Origin of the sequence: Caballeronia udeis (assembly GCF_044909315.1) — a bacterium.
In the GTDB taxonomy this organism is placed as follows: Bacteria; Pseudomonadota; Gammaproteobacteria; order Burkholderiales; family Burkholderiaceae; genus Caballeronia; species Caballeronia udeis_A.
On sequence record NZ_JBIYEB010000015.1, the window covers coordinates 187,735 to 204,905 of the forward strand.

17 protein-coding genes are annotated in these 17,171 nt (G+C 59.5%); 12 read left to right on the plus strand and 5 right to left on the minus strand.

Features of this window, described 5'->3' with window-relative positions; all coding sequences use genetic code 11:
* Window positions 1-101: 101 nt before the first annotated feature.
* From ABH944_RS24000 to ABH944_RS24010, 3 genes are all read left to right on the plus strand, one after another.
* Window positions 102-1,043 (plus strand): alpha-E domain-containing protein, encoded by a 942-nt coding sequence (locus ABH944_RS24000; RefSeq protein WP_404609668.1) that lies wholly within the window; start codon window positions 102-104, stop codon window positions 1,041-1,043.
* Window positions 1,044-1,051: 8 nt separating this feature from the next.
* Complete coding sequence (locus ABH944_RS24005) at window positions 1,052-1,858, plus strand: transglutaminase family protein (protein WP_404609667.1); 807 nt, start codon at window positions 1,052-1,054, stop codon at window positions 1,856-1,858.
* Window positions 1,859-1,954: 96 nt separating this feature from the next.
* Window positions 1,955-2,206, plus strand: coding sequence for an ElaB/YgaM/YqjD family protein (locus tag ABH944_RS24010; RefSeq protein ID WP_404609666.1), 252 nt, complete (start codon window positions 1,955-1,957; stop codon window positions 2,204-2,206).
* A gap of 91 nt (window positions 2,207-2,297) precedes the next feature.
* Here ABH944_RS24010 and ABH944_RS24015 read toward each other — a convergent pair whose 3' ends face one another.
* Together ABH944_RS24015 and ABH944_RS24020 are read right to left on the minus strand one after the other, a co-directional pair.
* The gene (locus ABH944_RS24015; RefSeq protein WP_404609665.1) at window positions 2,298-3,368 is read right to left on the minus strand and encodes a helix-turn-helix domain-containing protein; all 1,071 of its coding nucleotides are present in this window, start codon (window positions 3,366-3,368) and stop codon (window positions 2,298-2,300) included.
* A gap of 534 nt (window positions 3,369-3,902) precedes the next feature.
* Window positions 3,903-5,213 (minus strand): Nramp family divalent metal transporter, encoded by a 1,311-nt coding sequence (locus ABH944_RS24020; protein ID WP_404609664.1) that lies wholly within the window; start codon window positions 5,211-5,213, stop codon window positions 3,903-3,905.
* Between the two features lie 440 nt (window positions 5,214-5,653).
* Between ABH944_RS24020 and mntR the strand changes: the two genes are divergently transcribed.
* Window positions 5,654-6,100, plus strand: a complete 447-nt coding sequence (gene mntR, locus ABH944_RS24025) for a manganese-binding transcriptional regulator MntR (RefSeq protein WP_097274635.1) — start codon at window positions 5,654-5,656, stop codon at window positions 6,098-6,100.
* A gap of 260 nt (window positions 6,101-6,360) precedes the next feature.
* The gene (locus ABH944_RS24030; protein WP_404609663.1) at window positions 6,361-6,825 is read left to right on the plus strand and encodes a hypothetical protein; all 465 of its coding nucleotides are present in this window, start codon (window positions 6,361-6,363) and stop codon (window positions 6,823-6,825) included.
* Between the two features lie 289 nt (window positions 6,826-7,114).
* Here ABH944_RS24030 and ABH944_RS24035 read toward each other — a convergent pair whose 3' ends face one another.
* The 3 genes from ABH944_RS24035 to ABH944_RS24045 form a co-directional block, all read right to left on the minus strand.
* Window positions 7,115-7,942 carry an SDR family oxidoreductase gene (locus ABH944_RS24035; protein WP_404609662.1) on the minus strand — a complete coding sequence of 276 codons (828 nt, stop codon included), beginning with the start codon at window positions 7,940-7,942 and terminating at the stop codon, window positions 7,115-7,117.
* A 406-nt stretch (window positions 7,943-8,348) separates the two neighbouring features.
* Window positions 8,349-8,978: a TetR/AcrR family transcriptional regulator C-terminal domain-containing protein gene (locus ABH944_RS24040; protein WP_404609661.1), complete on the minus strand. Its 630-nt coding sequence runs from the start codon at window positions 8,976-8,978 to the stop codon at window positions 8,349-8,351.
* 259 nt (window positions 8,979-9,237) lie between these two features.
* A complete protein-coding gene (locus tag ABH944_RS24045) occupies window positions 9,238-10,155 on the minus strand; it encodes an AraC family transcriptional regulator (RefSeq protein WP_404609660.1) in 918 nt (305 codons plus the stop codon).
* 164 nt (window positions 10,156-10,319) lie between these two features.
* Between ABH944_RS24045 and ABH944_RS24050 the strand changes: the two genes are divergently transcribed.
* The 7 genes from ABH944_RS24050 (at window position 10,320) to pepE (ending at window position 16,732) form a co-directional block, all read left to right on the plus strand.
* Window positions 10,320-11,078, plus strand: a complete 759-nt coding sequence (locus ABH944_RS24050) for an SDR family NAD(P)-dependent oxidoreductase (RefSeq protein WP_404609659.1) — start codon at window positions 10,320-10,322, stop codon at window positions 11,076-11,078.
* A gap of 9 nt (window positions 11,079-11,087) precedes the next feature.
* A complete protein-coding gene (locus tag ABH944_RS24055; RefSeq protein WP_404609658.1) occupies window positions 11,088-11,576 on the plus strand; it encodes a LysE family transporter in 489 nt (162 codons plus the stop codon).
* Window positions 11,577-11,890: 314 nt separating this feature from the next.
* Entirely contained in the window at window positions 11,891-12,667 is a 777-nt protein-coding gene (locus ABH944_RS24060; RefSeq protein ID WP_404609657.1) for an IclR family transcriptional regulator, read from the plus strand.
* Between the two features lie 18 nt (window positions 12,668-12,685).
* A complete protein-coding gene (locus tag ABH944_RS24065) occupies window positions 12,686-14,299 on the plus strand; it encodes an OPT/YSL family transporter (RefSeq protein WP_404609656.1) in 1,614 nt (537 codons plus the stop codon).
* 49 nt (window positions 14,300-14,348) lie between these two features.
* Window positions 14,349-15,290 (plus strand): DUF1177 domain-containing protein, encoded by a 942-nt coding sequence (locus tag ABH944_RS24070; RefSeq protein ID WP_404609655.1) that lies wholly within the window; start codon window positions 14,349-14,351, stop codon window positions 15,288-15,290.
* Window positions 15,291-15,301: 11 nt separating this feature from the next.
* A complete protein-coding gene (locus tag ABH944_RS24075) occupies window positions 15,302-15,982 on the plus strand; it encodes an AroM family protein (RefSeq protein ID WP_404609654.1) in 681 nt (226 codons plus the stop codon).
* Window positions 15,983-16,033: 51 nt separating this feature from the next.
* Window positions 16,034-16,732: a dipeptidase PepE gene (gene pepE, locus ABH944_RS24080; RefSeq protein ID WP_404609653.1), complete on the plus strand. Its 699-nt coding sequence runs from the start codon at window positions 16,034-16,036 to the stop codon at window positions 16,730-16,732.
* The last annotated feature ends 439 nt before the right edge of the window (window positions 16,733-17,171 follow it).

Genomic DNA, 17,171 nt, shown 5'->3' on the forward strand with positions numbered 1-17,171 from the left:
ATGCGCCGCCTTGCGCGGCGTTGCATGTCATTCGTGCCGGGACGCGAGCGCGCCTCGCAGAAGGTCAACGGCATTAAACAAATATTGGAGTTGGACAGGACATGCTTCTTGGACGCACTGCAAGCGGTCTCTACTGGATGCACCGCTATATCGAGCGCGCTGAAAACATGGCGCGGATTGTCGACGCGGGCCTGCGCATGGCGCTGACCCGAACCTCCGATGCTCCCGCGGAATGGTCATCCGTCGTGGTGAGCGCGGGTACCGAGGACGGCTTTGGCAAGAAGCACGACGTCTATTCCGCCGGCACGGTCTCCGACTACCTGCTGCGCGACAGCGACAATCCGTCAAGCGTCCTGTCATGCATCGAGGCGGCGCGCTCGAACGCCCGCATGGTTCGCACAGCGCTGACCCGCGAGGCCTGGGAGAGTGTCAACGAAGCGTGGATGGTGATCAGGAGGGCACTGGCGAGCGCTGTGCCGGCGAGTGATCTGCCGGTTGTGCTCGACCAGATCAAGCGCGAGACCGCGCTCATTTGCGGCACCTTCCACGGCACGATGCTCAGGAACGAAATCTTCGACTTCGCGCGCATTGGGACGTTCATTGAACGCGCCGACAACACGGCTCGCATCCTTGACGTCAAGTATCACCTGCTGTTGCCGTCGGTGTCATATGTGGGCACGACCCTCGACAATTATCAGTGGGAGTCGATCCTTCGTTCCGTGGCCGCGCATAGGTCGTACCGCTGGGTCTACGATGTCCAGTACAAGCCCGTGCATATAGCGGACTATCTGATGCTCAACGGGCGCATGCCGCGTTCGCTGCATTTCTGCTATCTCAACATTGTCGAGAACCTGGGCTATCTCGCTGAAGACTACGGTATCCGCCACGCTTGCCACGAGACTGCTGACGACACATTGGCCACGCTCAAGGGCAACACGACCCAAAAGATCTTTGCAGATGGCCTGCACGAATTCCTGACCCGGTTCATCGGCCAGAACAACCGTCTCGGCTTCGATATTGCCGAAACCTACAACTTCGATTGAGTCCGGCCATGCGTCTCGCGATCCGTCATATTTCCCGGTATCACTATGATCAGCCCGTGCCTTACGCGCTGCAGCGGTTGCGGCTTCGTCCCCAGTCGGGTCCCGGGCAGAACGTCGTCGACTGGCAGGTGAGCGTCGATGATATTGAGCCGACAGTGTCATATGTTGACGGGTTCGGTAATCGCGTCGATCTCGTCCGTCACGAGCGCAATACACAGAAGATCGTGATTGTGGCGGGAGGGACGGTGGAAACCGAAGACACAGCAGGAATATTCGGCACGATGGATGGCATCGCGCCGCCCTGGATCTTCGAGCGGGTGACCAAGCTGACGCATGCCGGAGAATGTATCGAGGCGCTCACGGCTTCCCTGCGTTCCCGAGGCACGCAGCTCGACTTGCTGCATGAGTTGATGAGCGGATTGCACAGCCGCATCGCTTATCGGCCCGGTACAACCGAAGTCGGCACGGACGCGGAGACGGCGTTACGCAACGGGCAGGGGGTTTGCCAGGACCACGCGCATGTCTTTATTGCCGCTGCGCGTCTTCTTCGAATTCCCGCGCGCTACGTTTCGGGCTATCTGCTGATGGACGACATGCCGGCACAAACAGCGAGCCATGCGTGGGCCGAAGCGTACCTCGACGGACTTGGTTGGGTCGGGTTCGACGCAGCGAATGACACTTGTCCGGATGAGCGTTATGTGCGGATTGCGACCGGCCTGGATTATCGCGATGCAATGCCCATTTCGGGTGTGCGCACGGGGAAGGGTGCGGAGACGTTGTCAGTTGAGATCGAAATCGTGCGTTCGCCGGTTTGACGCTGACGGCGGTTGAGGGCTCGGAGCCATGACGCTGCCTTGCAACGATTGCTTTAGATGTTGTGTTTTCCTAACCATGAGTATGGAGGTACTAGCATGTCAGATTCCTACAATGCGTTGAACGATGTGGATAAAACTCTGGAAACGGGGACACTTGACTCTCGCAAGGTACGAGCACGTCTTAAGCACGCCCGGAAAAAGGTGGCCGATGCCCAGGTCGTAGTCATCACGCGCGGGCGCGAATCAGCGAAGCTGGCGGACAACTACGTGCACGACCGTCCATGGGAGACCGCCGGGGTGGCCCTGGGTGTCGGGTTACTCATTGGGTGGCTGGCCGGCCGGAGATAGCGGCCGATGGAACCGTGACGGGGGGCGCTCGGCCATCGGTGCAGCCGTGATGGGGACGCCGAGCGCCAACCCTGTGTCCAGCACCGCCCGTCTATCTGAAGCTCCCCACGGGCCAGGAAGCATGCCGCTCTCGCCTTGCAGGTTCGCCCCGGAGCAACGGCGCATACGCGTGCAGTTCTCGAGGCGCGATGTCGAAAGCACGGCGGAATGCGCGCGTAAAGCTCGACGCATCATTGAAACCCAGCCCCGAAGCAATGTCCTGCACCTCCACATGCGGAAAGCGAACCAGTTCATCGGCGGCCCTTCGCAACCTGCGGCTTCGGATATAAGCGGCCAGGCCGCCTTCATACTCGAATAGACGGTACACGCTGGCGCGCGATAACCGCAGCGATGCCAGCACGCTTTCGGGCGACAAGCCCGGGTCGTGCAGATTGGCCTCGACGTAGCGCCGCACCTGTTCATAGACTGCGGCGCGCAACGCCGCGCGGGCGTTGCCCGAAAGACCTGCTTGCCGGCTGAACACCGCGGCCAGCAGCTCAACCGCGGTGAGCATGGCATGATGCGCCGCGTCTTTGCTCAGGCCGGCGATTTGCCGATTGAGTGCCACCAGGTGCGCTATCAGCGTGCGCGCCAGGGGCGTGGTGGCCTGAACCAGACGTCCATGCAGCGAGGCGGCGTCCGGAAACGCCTTTTCGATCATCGCGCGCGGTACAAAAAGCAGCAGTATCCGGCCATGAGTGCTCCGGACGGTGCATGGCTGATCCATGTCCAGCGCGAGGATGCTTGGCACGGACGGAACGTGCGGTACGTCGGACCGTTGCTTGTTGCCCAGGAAGTGCCCGGGCGGACCTTCCAGGAACACACTGAAGCTGACATCGCAAATGCTTTCCGTCGACACGCGCCCCAGGGATCGCACGGCCAGGTTGGGGCTGGTGCGGATATCGAAGAAGCTCAGATTGTCGATCGAGTAACGAGACAACCCCGCGTCGAACGTTTCCTCACCGTGCTTCGATGAAGGCTGTATGTCGTAGACCGGACTCATGCGTTCCTGCCAGGCCACGAAACTGTGACGGGCGTCGCCTTGCACGCTGAAGCTGCTGTGCACAATACCCGGCGCAAGCGTGGGTGCCTCCGGCGGCAACAACAGGCGGCTCAGCGACATATGCTCGGGTGGCGGGCACCGGGTCCATGGGTGTGCATTGCTGGTTTCGATCCAGTTGTGATCCGCCCGGTGCGGTGGTTTTCAGGTTGAGCCCCAAGGCCGCCCCGTGCGCGCTGACGCTGATGCGGGTAGCGAAGCTTATCCTGTCCAGGCTATCGGCGCCAAGCGGCGGCAGCAGGTGAAACAACAGGTTGGCGATCCGCCGGAAACCCGCAAAAGATCAAGCGAACAAGGGGTATCGAAACAAAATGATGATGCCAATGACGAACAACATGACCGAGGCCGTGACCGTGGTCCTCGTCCTTAGTGCAGATGCCCTGGTTGAGCAGCCTGCCTCCCATGCGAGAAAAGCAAAACCAACGACGGCAAGCAATAAGCCAACAGCAGTTGCCAATATCATGTGCAGCCAATGCCGCAGGGAGTGTCCGTCAAGTAAGGCAATTGCGAAGTTCAGTGTGCTCGGGCGGCAAGCAGTGGGTGAGAACCAGGTGCCGGTAGGCACCGGGAAGCCCTGCAAGGAAGGGAAGTTTGAATCTAATTCGAAGGCAACCCTGGCACCTTGACGCCGCAAGTCTGAAGCAGCAAAACCATATTCAAAGCGAGAATAATGACAGTGGCCACGACCGCCACCATGTGGGTCAGACGAGTGTTGGCAAACTCGCCCATGATGTCCTTGCGGCGGGTGAAGAGGACCAGGGCCACCATGGGGATCGGCAAGGCGAATGACAGTACGACCTGGCTGAGCACGAGTGCCTGCGTGGCATTCACCCCAAGCGCGACAACAATGAAGGCAGGCACCATGGTGACGAGGCGCCGCAGCCAGACGGGGATACGAAAGCCGACGAAACCCTGCATGATCATCTGGCCGGCCATCGTGCCAACCACCGAACTGGAAACGCCGGAACTGATGAGGGAAATCAGGAACACGGCGGCAGCGCCTGCGCCGAGCAGCGGGGTGAGCGTGTGGTAAGCGGTTTCGATTTCCGCTACATCGCTGTGGCCGGCATGAAAAGCGGAGCTCGCCATGATGACCATCGCCATATTGATGACACCGGCGATGGAAAGGGCAATGACGACCTCCCAGTTCGAGAAACGCAGCAGAATCCGCCTTTCGCGCGGATTGCTCCCCGGGACTCGTCCCTGCGTCAGCCCCGAGTGGAGGTAGATTGCGTGTGGCATGACGGTCGCTCCGACAATGCCGACCGAGATTGTCAGTGCTTCGGCGTTAGGGAGGGTCGGGACGACGGAATGAAACCCTACCAGTCCCCAAGTGACGGGCGCGATAAACATCTCGGCGAGATAACACAGCCCGATCACGCCCACGAACGCCCCAATGATGATCTCCATTGGCCGGAAACCGTTCTTTTCAAACAGCAGGATGCCGTAGGTGACAATAGCCGTGATCAACATGCCGGCGATCAGAGGCAGCTTGAAAAGTAGCGACAGCGCAATCGCACCACCGAGAAATTCGGCCAGGTCAGTGGCCATGGCAGCCACTTCACTGATGCCCCACATTGCATGAACCACCGGGCGGGAAAACTGCTCACGGCACATCTCGGCCAGGTTGCGGCCCGTCACGATCCCGAGTTTGGCCGACAATGCCTGGAACAACATGGCGATCAAATTCGCCATCAGCACAACCCAAAGCAGCGAATAACCGAACCGCGACCCTGCCTGGATATTCGTGGCGAAGTTGCCGGGATCCATATAGGCGATCGACGCAATCACCGCGGGCCCCGCGAATAGCAACACGGAACGCAGCCCTTGCCGCCGGCCAGCCAGCACGTCTTGAATCGCCTCTGTCGTGCGGTCGGTCAGGGTGCTGCTGCTCGTGGTACTCGACATGGCTATCCTTTGTTCGCGACGGCGCTTTGGTGGCATCGATTGTCAATTGCTATGCAGCAGATGACCGAGAGGATCGTGTCCCCAAATTGCACGCCCCCGGCTAAATGAGTCGACCACTACCCGAGCCCACGGAGCCGACCGATACGCTATGACCGGTCTTCGCTTTCAGGGCCGGCAATTCCACGCTGATGGGGCAGTCGACGCACTTCGCCTGTATTGCATTACGTGTTCCTGGTCGATCTGGATGCAATCCGGGCAGCAGGAATCGCTATGGCTCCACTATATACCCTTTGCTATATTACATCGACGATGCTTGTTTTCAACGGCCCGGAGCATGAATAGTCCACGTATACCCTCAAGAAAGAATCAAAGCGTATGCTATAAATATTGAAGATGTTGCATGATGGCCCACACCATACATATCAAGAACACGGAAACATATGCGCGAATTCGTGCCACGTGAGAAGCCACTTATCGATGCCGACAGCCATTCGGAAGGGTTTCGTCATGCACGCGAGGCCAGTCGTCTGGCACTGGTCGAAGACTATGTTGAGCTGATTGCCGATTTGATCGAGGATGGCAATGAAGCACGGCAGGTAGATATTGCCGCACGGCTCGGCGTCGCGCAGCCAACCGTGGCGAAGATGCTGGCGCGTCTGACGGCGAAGGGCCTGATTTCGCGCAAGCCTTATCGTGGCGTCTTTTTGACCGAAGCAGGTCGCGAAGTCGCGCATCAAAGCCGGGTGCGCCACCAGATCGTAGAAGGTTTTCTTCTCTCGCTCGGCGTGAGCGCCGAAACGGCTCGGCGGGACGCCGAAGGCATCGAGCATTACGTGAGCGCGGAGACCCTTAAAGCGTTCCGTCGCGCCATGAACAAGGTTCGCTGAGTCGAAGGCGATCAGGAGTCAAGTGCGCGCTCCGAAGAACATTGGCGGAGACTACGCGCCCGCGAACTCGAAGACGCCCGATGAGCGATGGTGGTGGTTGTCGACAATGACAACGGGTAAGGGTGCAAAAGAGCGGCTGTCATACGTCAGAGGAAACCAATCGAACGGGGTACCGCCGCGGGCATTAGAATGGCTTGGACGCTCTCCGTCGGATATCTCGGCGAGAGACCCTGTCACATTGATTAAGAACTGGGAGAGATGTGGATATTTTTTATCATTGGAAGGACTTCGCGCTCGATGTAAAGGAGGGCCGCATTGGTACGCTCGGGTCTGACGGAGCCATGCTGGAACAACTGAAGGAGCGCCTCCCGCGCAAGGTGTGGACGTTTACAACGCCGAAGGGGAGAAAGGATCGGCTACAACTTATCGGCTCGTTTTTAATCACCGAGTCGAAGCCTGTCTCATTCGTCCCTAAATGGAAACACAACCTGTTTTACGACGCAGCGTCCCCCCGATCAGTCCTTTATACCGACTCGGCCCTCCCGGAAAAAATCGACGAAGTGAGCGACTACTTCAATCGGCGATTCAACGCGACTGGCAAATTCAGTTTGCATGGGGAAAAGGGCATCCGGGAAATGGAAGCGGATGTGGTGCGCGGTTTCGAGAATCTGGTGCAAGGCTATGCGACGGTGCAGTTAATGGATGGATTGGCCGGGATGCTCTGACTCCCCGATCAGGAACATGCATTAGGCGCATCTCGGCGGCGAAGGTGCGAATGGAATGTTCTCGTAGCCGGAAAGCAATAACCGTGGAAAAGCGCTTCTGCGTTCTTGATCGTCCAATGGGCAGCACCCGCCTCACTTGAAATCTGCATGAAAGCGCTTGGGTGGATGAACCCGAGCGCTTCAGCGGTATCGCAAAGTGAGAGGCATGGAGCGTCACATGCCGGCGCAACGGCGGTCTTCGGGAAACGGCAGCGGCACCATGATTTTGTCGCTGCCATGCGGATGAACCTTAGCCCGCGTTTCCCTGCGCCGCTTTGGACACCGCCTCCCATTGTCTCCACGTAGCAAGCCGGTCTGCATACGTGTGCTCCGCGATCTGAAGCGTACTTCCGCCGAGCAGCAGGCGCAGCGGCGGCGATGACGTGTCGACCACCTGAAGAATCGCGTCGGCCGTGGCCGACGGGTCGCCGAGCGTGCGAGAACCGTAAGCCGCCGCAAGCTTCTCACGCAAGCCGGTATAAACATCCATCTTTGTCACATGGTGTGCCGAGCTACCACGCCAGTCGGTGTTGTACGCTCCTGGCTCGATCAGCGTCACCTTGATGCCGAAGTCGGCAACCTCCTTCGCCAAGGTCTCACACAGGCCCTCAAGCGCCCATTTGGAGGCGCCATAGACCCCTGCGGTCGGAAATGTGATCACACCGCCAATGCTGGATACTGCGAGCACATGGCCGCAGCCTTGTGCGCGGAGCAATGGCAGGGCGGCCTGGATGACCCACAGCGCACCAAAGAAATTCGTCTCGATCTGCGCTCGTGCCGCGAATTCGTCCGTTTCCTCGATCGCACCAAACAAGCCATAACCGGCGTTGCTCAACACAACATCCAGCCGGCCGAAGTGCCGGTGTGCCTGCTCAACCGCGGCGAACACAGCGCGGCGATCGGTGACGTCGAGTGTGAGAGGAAGAATTGCCTCGCCGTGCAACTTGACGAGATCGTCAAGAGACGCGACATCGCGCGCGGTTGCAGCGACGCTGTCGCCGCGTGCCAGAGCCGCCTTGGTCCAGACGTGACCGAAACCACGCGAAGCGCCCGTGATAAACCAGATTTTCCTGTTCATGTTCCTTCATTCCGAAAAAGGCCGAACCGCAGGCCAGGATTGACGTGAAACCGCTGCAATCATAATTTGATTTGGATAACTTACGATTATTAATACGATGCCGTCAAATGCCAACGCACAATGAATGCGGGCGCGCTGCTAGCGGATGGAGAAGACCAATAGGAGAGGTGAGTACCTATTGTCGTTCAAGCAGATGCGCCACCTCGGCATTGGACTCGCTCTTGACGCCACTGCCACAGCGCGACTCGTCTGCACGATCACCGCCCCTGCGCAACATTGCTTCCAGCCGGCAATGCGCCGGCGCTCAGCAGCACAAAACGCTTTCCGCACCTGAGCAGCACGTTGAGCTTCCTTGCTGAGTCAAGATCATCTAACAACATTAGATTAAACTAACGTTGTTAGATAGTCAAATCTCTGCAACCTTGCTCTTGAAACCGCGTATCAGAAGATCAAGTCCGAGCGCGAAGCGCTGGTCGAAGTTGCGGTTGAAGATATCGTCAGCCGCATCATGCGCATGGGGATAACCAGTGCTCGCAAGCGCGACGAATGCCGCTTGGCGAGCCTTCATGTCAATGCCATTTTCCGGGCCGAGCGCCTGCTCCTCCATCACGAAGCCGAGCACATAGTAGAGCACGCTGAACGCACCCCACGCGGAGAGCCGTGAGTCTGCGCCAGCGTCGGCCAGTGCGGCGATCAGGGCGTTGCCGACCCGCATTACATTGTCGGTGACACCGTTGCTGCCGGCGAACACGCGCGCGCCGTCCCGATGCTTCAGCATTGCGCGGCGAATCTCGACCGCGATTTGACGCAACTGTTCATCCCACGCGCGCTTGCGCGGCACTTTTCGCGCGACGTTCTCCATCAGCAGGTCGGCGATGCCATCCATCAGCGCCTGCTTGTTCGCAAAGTGCCAGTACAGCGAAGCCGCTTTGATGTCCAGCGCCTGCGCGAGTTTGCGCATTGTCATACCGTCGATTCCAAGTTCATCGAGGAGTTCCATTGCAACCTGGATGACTTGTTCCTTTTGTATCGCCATGGGGACCGTGTGTGAATATTGTCGATGAGAATACGAAAGGCCTGCAATTTCGGTTCCCTGAATTTCCTGCCGCCGTGACTTGTTCCCGTAGCAAAGGAATAAACGGGCGTACCCTCCAAGACTAACGGCGTTAGCTCTGTGAGGGCAGTGCGTTGTGCTGCGACACGCGTAATTTATCGTATCGTTGTCCACAACCGCTATGGCGCAGCCGATGAACACGACCAGCAAGCCGGATGCCGAGATCAAGCATCTTCAGCCATCAATCAGCGCCCGCTGCAGCGCGGTCTTCTCGAAGCACGGTTTGCATCCGCGTCACATCACGTTTCGGAGATGCACCGAACATGCGTGCATATTCCCGGCTGAACTGTGACGGACTTTCATAGCCAACCAGAACGGATGCCGTCTCAGCATTAACAGCGCTCGAAATCATCAGCCGGCGGGCATCCAGCAGACGAAGCTGCTTCTGATACTGCAGAGGCGTCAACGAAGTCAGCGCCTTGAACTGACGGTGGAAAGCCGAAGGGCTCATCTGCGCGACCTCAGCCAGTTCCGCAATCCGAACCGTCTCCCTGAAGCGATTCCGCAAGCTGTGCATGGCGTTCATCACCCGCTGCGATGGGCCGTTCGACAAGGTCATTCTGGCGACATCTCGCCCATGAGGACCAGTCAGTAGCCAATAGCAAATTTCGCGCATGATGACCGGGTAGAGTGTCGGAATCGCCTTGGGCGTGTCTAGCAGGCGTACCAGGCGCAGCGCGCAGTCGGCAAGCGGACCTCGGAAATCCGTCACGAAAACGCCGCGGCCGGGTTCCCCGCCAGGCTTGGGCGGCGCATCCAGTCCATCTGCAACGCTGCGCATGATCGCGAGGTCGAGTTCAAACGCAAGGACAAGACAAGGCTCGCCGGGACTCGCTTCGACAACCCGGCCGATGGAGGGCGCCTCGACGCCTACGACGAGCGCCTGTCCCGCCCGGTACTCAAGTCGATTGCCGCCGAAGGTTGCCCACTTGGCACCCTGGGCCACGATGCACATGGCTGGTTTGGACATCATGTGGGTAGGCGGTTTTGGATGATCCGACCGCAGGATGGCAAGTCCGTCGATCGGCGTTATAAACGGACTCGCGCCGGGCTGACCGTCCGTATAGCGCAGGAGCGCTTGCGCCAATTGATCTGGCATATCCGACCTTTCCTTTTACGTTGGAACCACGATCAAATGTATCTCTATCGCTAGGAATAGGCAAGAAAACGGAGTGTTTCGGCATTCCGGTAGCGGCCTTTGGCCGTCACAATGAGTGAACGTAACCCACCGCGATATACGCGATTCCAACAGGAAGATCAGTTATGCGAAATAGTAAACTTGCGATCGTCACCGGCGGCAGCCGGGGAATTGGCCGTAACACTGTCCTCTGCCTCGCCAGGCGAGGGGTCCACTCAATATTCACCTACATCTCGAATCGTGCAGAAGCCGACAAAGTGGTCGCGCTAGCCGTGGAGGCCGGCGTGCAGGCATTTGCGCTGCAGCTGGACACGGGCAATGTTGCTACGTTCGACAGCTTCGTTGGTCATGTGAAGGAAACGCTTGTCGAACTGGGAGTTGAGCGTTTCGATTACCTCGTCAACAATGCGGGCACCTCATCCAACGCCAGCCTTGAGACCATAACTGAAGTAGAGATGGACGGGCTCTATAACGTTCACTTCAAGGGCGTGTTGTTCCTCACGCAAAAATTGCTGCCGCTCATGAACGAGGGCGGTCGCATCGTGAACATTTCCTCGGGACTGGCTCGCTTCGCCATGCCAAACCGTGTTGGGTACGGTCCGATAAAAGCGGCCGTAGAGGCGCTGACGCGCTACATGGCCGTGGAGCTGGCACCGCGCCGGATCGCGGCCAACGTGATCGCACCGGGCGCCATCGCCACCGATTTCAGCGGTGGCATTGTCCGGGACAATCAACAGGTCAACAAGGCGGTCTCCGATCACACCGCGCTCGGACGCGCCGGCGTTCCGGAGGATGTTGGGCCGGTGATCGCTGCGCTACTGTCCGACGACTTCGGCTGGGTCAATGCCCAGCGGATCGAAGTCGCGGGCGGCATCCATATTTAACGCGCCGCCATGCAAGCATCGCCCCTGAAAAACCCCGCCGGTCCCAAGGCGTACATCATCACCGGCCGGACTTCAGGCATGGGTCGGCTAGCGGCGCTCGAACTGGCCAGCCACGGCGTGGTCGTCCTGGTCGGCCGCGACCGCCAGAAGCTTGAGGAGGTCCGACAGACTATCGAAGAAGGAGGGCGGCGCGCGGTATCGGTCCTATGCGGCGCGGGCATGGCCGTCACCTTGGGTAATCCCAAGCTCATGGTGTTCTACATCGCCCTGTTGCCGTCGCTCATTGACCTCTCGTCCGCAGGTTTTCAGGAGTGGGCCATTCTTTCGTGCGTCACGCTCGTTACGCTCGTCACGTTGGCTACGATCGACTTGAGCTGGACATTTCTGGCCCATAAGGCGCGCCTCCTTTTGCGGACACCTCGCGCGGTTCGCATCGCCAATCGTGTTGGAGCATTTGCACTCGGCGGTGCGGCGGCCGCTATTGCGAGCCGCAACTGAAGATGCAATTGGAAGTCAGGGTAGCCAGCCCCAGAGACCTTGGGTCTGAAACCGGGCTACCTTGAAACACGACGGCGTGCACATCTGACGCGCCCCGATTCCACGATTGTCCACATGGCGAAAAACCACTGACCTGAAGACCTTGCTTCTTCAACGGCGCCTCCATTCGAAGACCCGGCTGCACCGGCGAAATGGCACGGCCGCGAAATGGACAAGCACGCGCCTGCGAAACTTTTTTTTGACGATCTTCCGATTCGAATACCATTAACTCACACAACGGAACTCGGTTCCATTTTATGGAACCACGGTGAGCGATGAGCATTCTCGAAACAGCAACTGCCGTTCTGCGCCTGATGGCCTTGCGGCAGTCGGAAGTCACCATGACCGACTTGGTCGAACATCTTTCAATGCCGAAAAGTTCGGCTTCGCGCGTCCTCAAGCAAATGGCGGAGGAGGGCTTGCTTGTGCGCAATTCGACAACGCTCGCGTATCGGCCCTCGCTGCTGCTGCTTGAACTCGCCCACATCGTGCGCTCGTCGACACCGCTGATCGAAATGTGCGCGCAGGCCATGGATACGCTTGGCACCGAAACTGGTCACACCGGCTATATCTCGCTGCTTGACCATAACGACGTTGTTGTCCTGCGCGTTCGTCCTGGCTCACAGGCTTTGCGGGCGATGACGAATGCCGGCCGCCGTTTGCCTTCCTGGGCGACATCGACCGGCCGGGCATTGCTGGCGCGCGAAAGCGACGCGCAGATTCGCGAACGCTTCCCCGACGGATTGCCGGTTGAAACCCCTAGCACGGCACCGATCGGCGGCCCGGCGACGGTCAGTGAACTCATCCGGGCGCTGGACGAGACGCGCCGCCAGCGCTACGCCGTTGCCCGGAACGAGGCGCTCTCGGGCGTCTGTTCAGTCGGCTGCGCAGTTGCCGATCCTGCCAGCGGCGAATGCTTGTCGTTCTGCCTGACCTTTCCCAGCAGCAATCTCGGCGCGGACGACATCGGGCATCTCGCGCGCCGCATCACGTCTCATGCGGAACTGATCGGCCGTTCACTCGGCGATGCATTCTGGACCACGATGCCCTAACTTTTCCACTTACTTTCCATGCAACCGCCGACCCTAGCCGACTCGCAGCAAACGGGCGTTGTCCCACCGCAGCATCCGTCCACGTTCTCGTTTGCCAACCTGCTGTTGCTCGTGGTGCTGAGCGTGTTTGGCGCGGTGATCGGTATCGAACTGCTGGTCAAGCTTGGCGTGACACCGAATACGTCCATCATCGGCGCACTCGTGGCCATGATCTGTGCGCGTGTGCCGTTGCAGTTCTTCGCCAACTACCGTTCCATTCACGTCCAGAATCTTGCACAAAGTGCGATCTCCGCAGCGACCTTCGGCGCGGCGAACAGCTTGCTGCTGCCAATAGGCATCCCGTTCCTGATGGGTCGCGCCGATCTCGTCATGCCGATGTTCGTGGGCGTGTCGCTGGCCATGCTGCTCGACGGCTATATGCTTTACCGGATGTTCGGCAGCAAGATCTTTCCCGCAACAGGCACGTGGCCGCAAGGCGTCGCCGCGGCCGAGGCGATCAAGGCCGGCGATGAAGGCGGCAAACAGGCGCGTCTTCTCGGCGTGGGGCTCGGCGTGGGTGTGATCGGTTCATGGCTCGGGATTCCAATGTCGGCGTTCGGCACCGCGTTCATCGGCAACATCTGGGCGCTCGGCATGCTTGGCCTAGGCTTTTTGCTGCGCGGTTATTCGATGCCGTTGTTCGGCATCGCCATCGACAAGGCGTACATCCCGCACGGCATGATGATAGGCGCCGGTCTGGTCGCGCTGCTGCAGGTGGGATGGCTCGTGGTGCGCGACAAGAAGCCCGTGCTGAATACCCAGTCCCCGGCGGTCCAGGACGCGCCCGGTATCCGCAGTTCGCTCAAGTTCGGCGGCATTGCGTATGTCGCGCTCGCTGCGCTGGTCTCGTTCGGCAGCGGCCTGTACGCCGGCATGTCGCCGGGCATGCTGCTCGGGTTCATCGTCTATGCGGCGTTAGCGGCATTCGTCCACGAACTGATTGTAGGCATCGCGGCCATGCATTCGGGCTGGTTTCCGGCCTTCGCGGTGGCACTGATTACGTTGCTGATCGGCATGTTGATCGGCTTCCCGCCGGAGGCGCTCGTGATCCTTTGCGGCTTCTCTGCTGCAACCGGTCCGGCGTTCGCCGACATGGGCTATGACCTGAAGGCGGGCTTCATCCTCCGCGGCCACGGCAAGGATCCCGCGTTCGAACTCGCCGGCCGGCGTCAGCAATTGCTCGCCGCCATGCTCGCTTTCGTGGTTGCCATCCCGGTGGTCTACTTCGCGCATACGAGCTTCTTTGCGAACGGCCAGATCCCGCCGGTCGCAAAGGTGTATGTGTCGACGATCAAGGCGGGCGTCGCCCCCGGCGTGATGCACTCGCTGATCGTCTGGGCGATTGCGGGCGCCGCGCTGCAGCTGATCGGCGGCCCGAAGCGTCAGCTCGGCGTGCTGTTCGCGACCGGCCTCCTGATCGCCAATCCGGCAGCGGGCTGGGCCGTCATGGTCGGCATTGCGTTGCGTGTTGCGATTGAGCGCCGTGGCGGCGCGGCGATGAAAAGCGCAATGGAAGTATTCGCCGCCGGCGTGATCGCAGGAGACGCGATCTATAGTTTTTGCAATTCACTGATTCGTACCCGCTCGCATTGAACGAGGAAAGTTCGCACGGATCGACTACGTTTCAAAGAGACAACACACTATGAGCCTTTCGCAAACTCTTCAAGTATTCGAAGCCTTCGACAGCCGCTTCGCCTCGGGCCAGACGGTCGTCGACCTGCTCGCGCCGTATCGCGGCCAGGGGGTCACGGTTGAAGTCCTCAAGATCAGTGGTCCGAAGGGATCGACCGATTTCGTGAAAATCCATATTCCGGGCGAGTCGGGCAAACGCGCCGGCGGCACGGCGAAGAGTCTTGGCATTGTCGGGCGTCTTGGTGGCATCGGCGCACGGCCTTCGCGCATCGGCCTGGTCTCCGACGCCGATGGCGCTATCGCCGCGGTTGCGTCTGCGTTGAAGCTCGCGCAAATGCGCGGGCAAGGCGATGCGCTGCCCGGCGATGTTTTCCTGACCACGCACATTTGTCCCGATGCTCCGACGCGCCCGCATGATCCGGTCGATTTCATGGATTCGCCGATCGACACGGAAGACATCAATGCCCACGAGGTCTGGGATGAGATGGACGCTGTGCTCTCCATCGATACGACCAAGGGTAATCGCATTATCAACCACAAGGGTTACGCGCTCTCGCCGACAGTGAAAGAGGGCTACATCCTGCGCGTCTCGGAGGACTTGCTGCGCATCATGGAAATGACCAGCGGCCGCCCGGCCGTGACGTTTCCCATCACGACGCAGGACATCACGCCGTACGGCAACGGCGTACATCATCTGAACAGCATCATGCAGCCGTCGATTGCCACGAGCGCGCCGGTCGTCGGCGTGGCGATCACGTCCGAGAGCGTTGTGCCCGGCTGTGGCACCGGCGCGAGCCACGAAACCGATATTGCCGCAACGGTGAAGTTCGCAGTCGAGGTTGCGAAGGAGTTCGGCCGCGGCACGTGCGCGTTCTATGATGTCCTTGAATATGCACGCCTGATCGAGCTTTACGGTTCGCTCGCGCATCTGCAAAAACGGCAGGCTCTTTAAGGTTAATCGACATGACGACCAGCAAACTCGGTACGCTGACAATCGGACAGGCTCCGCGTTCGGATATCACGCCTATCCTGAACACCCATCTTCCTGCCGGCCTGCAGTGCGTTCACTCGGGCGTGCTCGACGGCAGGACGCGCGAAGATATTGACGCGGTCTTCGCGCCGCAGCCAGGCAACGCGACACTCGTTTCACGGTTGTTGAGCGGCGAAGCGGTGGTGCTGGACAAGCCTGCTGTCAGGCGCGTGCTACAGCAGAAGATCGACGCGCTCGAAGCGCAAGGCTGCACCGTGGTGCTGATCCTGTGCACGGGTGAGTTCGAAGGGCTGCAATGCAAATCTGCCTGGCTCGTCGAACCGGACCGGATCGTGCCGCCAGCGGCGGCAGCGCTGGCGGGTGCGCGGCAGGCGGGCATTGTGGTGCCGCTCGAAAGCCAGATCCAGAGCGAGTATCACAAGTGGGCCGGCTTGCAGTGTCCACCGGTCTGCGCGGCGGCTTCACCTTATGTAGACAACGATGACGCACTAGCCGAAGCAGCGCGCAGTCTGCGCGAGCAGGGCGCCGACATCCTGATTCTCGACTGCATGGGCTTCGTCGAACGGCATCGCGAGGTGGCAAAAACCGCGTCGGGATTACCGGTTATTGTCTCGAACGCGTTGATCGCGCGCTTGACGGCCGAACTGCTCTAAGAAACATTCCTGATGCATAGGCGAGTGAGCTAAAACCCGGAGAAACCATCCATGAAACTACTTCTCTTGAGTAATTCCCGCGGTCCCGATGGCCGTTATCTCGCTCACGCACTCGACGCCATCACAGCGCTCGCCGGTTCGCGGCGACGGGCCGTGTTTATTCCGTTTGCCGGCGTGACAATGAGCTGGAGCGACTACACCGCCACAGTGCGTGAAGCGCTCGAACCGGTTGGCATCGAAGTCGAATCCATCGATGAAGCCGGTTCCGTGCAAGCGCAGCAGGCCGCTATCGCGGGGGCCGAACTGGTGATTGTGGGCGGCGGTAACACGTTCCAGTTGCTGGCGACTTGTCGCGAGCGCGGCCTGCTCGACGCTATCGCGAGCGTCGTGCGCGGCGGCACGCCGTATCTTGGCTGGAGCGCAGGTGCGAATCTCGCATGTCCGACCATCAGCACCACGAACGACATGCCGATCGTGGATCCGAAGGGTTTCGGTGCGTTGAACCTGATTGATGTGCAGATCAATCCGCATTACACGAATGCGCTGCCGCAAGGGCATCGTGGAGAAACACGCAACCAGCGGATTGCGGAGTTTCTTGTCGCCAATTCGGACAAGACTGTGATCGGTCTGCCGGAAGGGGATTGGCTGGAGGTCGGCAGTGGGCTCACGGTTCTGCGCGGTCCATTTCCCGCACTCCGGTTCTCTGCGGGTCAGGAACCCGTCACGCTTGAGCCGGGTATGGCAATTTAACCGCTCAGGCCTCGCGGCTGGAAAACATCGCTCGCGGCTCGAAGGACGCGTATAGCTTCGCGCAAGAACCGTTGCAGGCTCACGGAGTTTGGTGCCCGGCCGATCGTGTTCCGATGCACGCGGGCTTGCCGGGCTAATGTTTGCAGGTCAATTTTGCACCGTTCATTGTCGTTGAAGCCGAATTCACGCCGTCCAGGCTCGATCACTCTATCAGGTAGCCTGTTACTTAAAAATGATAATTTATATTATGTCAAGTGAATACGTTATGAATTGACTAAGCGTACGGTCGAACACCGCGCGCACGGTCGCATATCCGGTTCTTTGTTCGCCGAACGCCAACTACCGTTCATTGTCTATGCGCACCAAAGCCGTAGCAGTCACTCTGTATCAGCCGCCTCATAACACCGAATCACTTTGGCAAAATTTGCCAAAGCGTGCT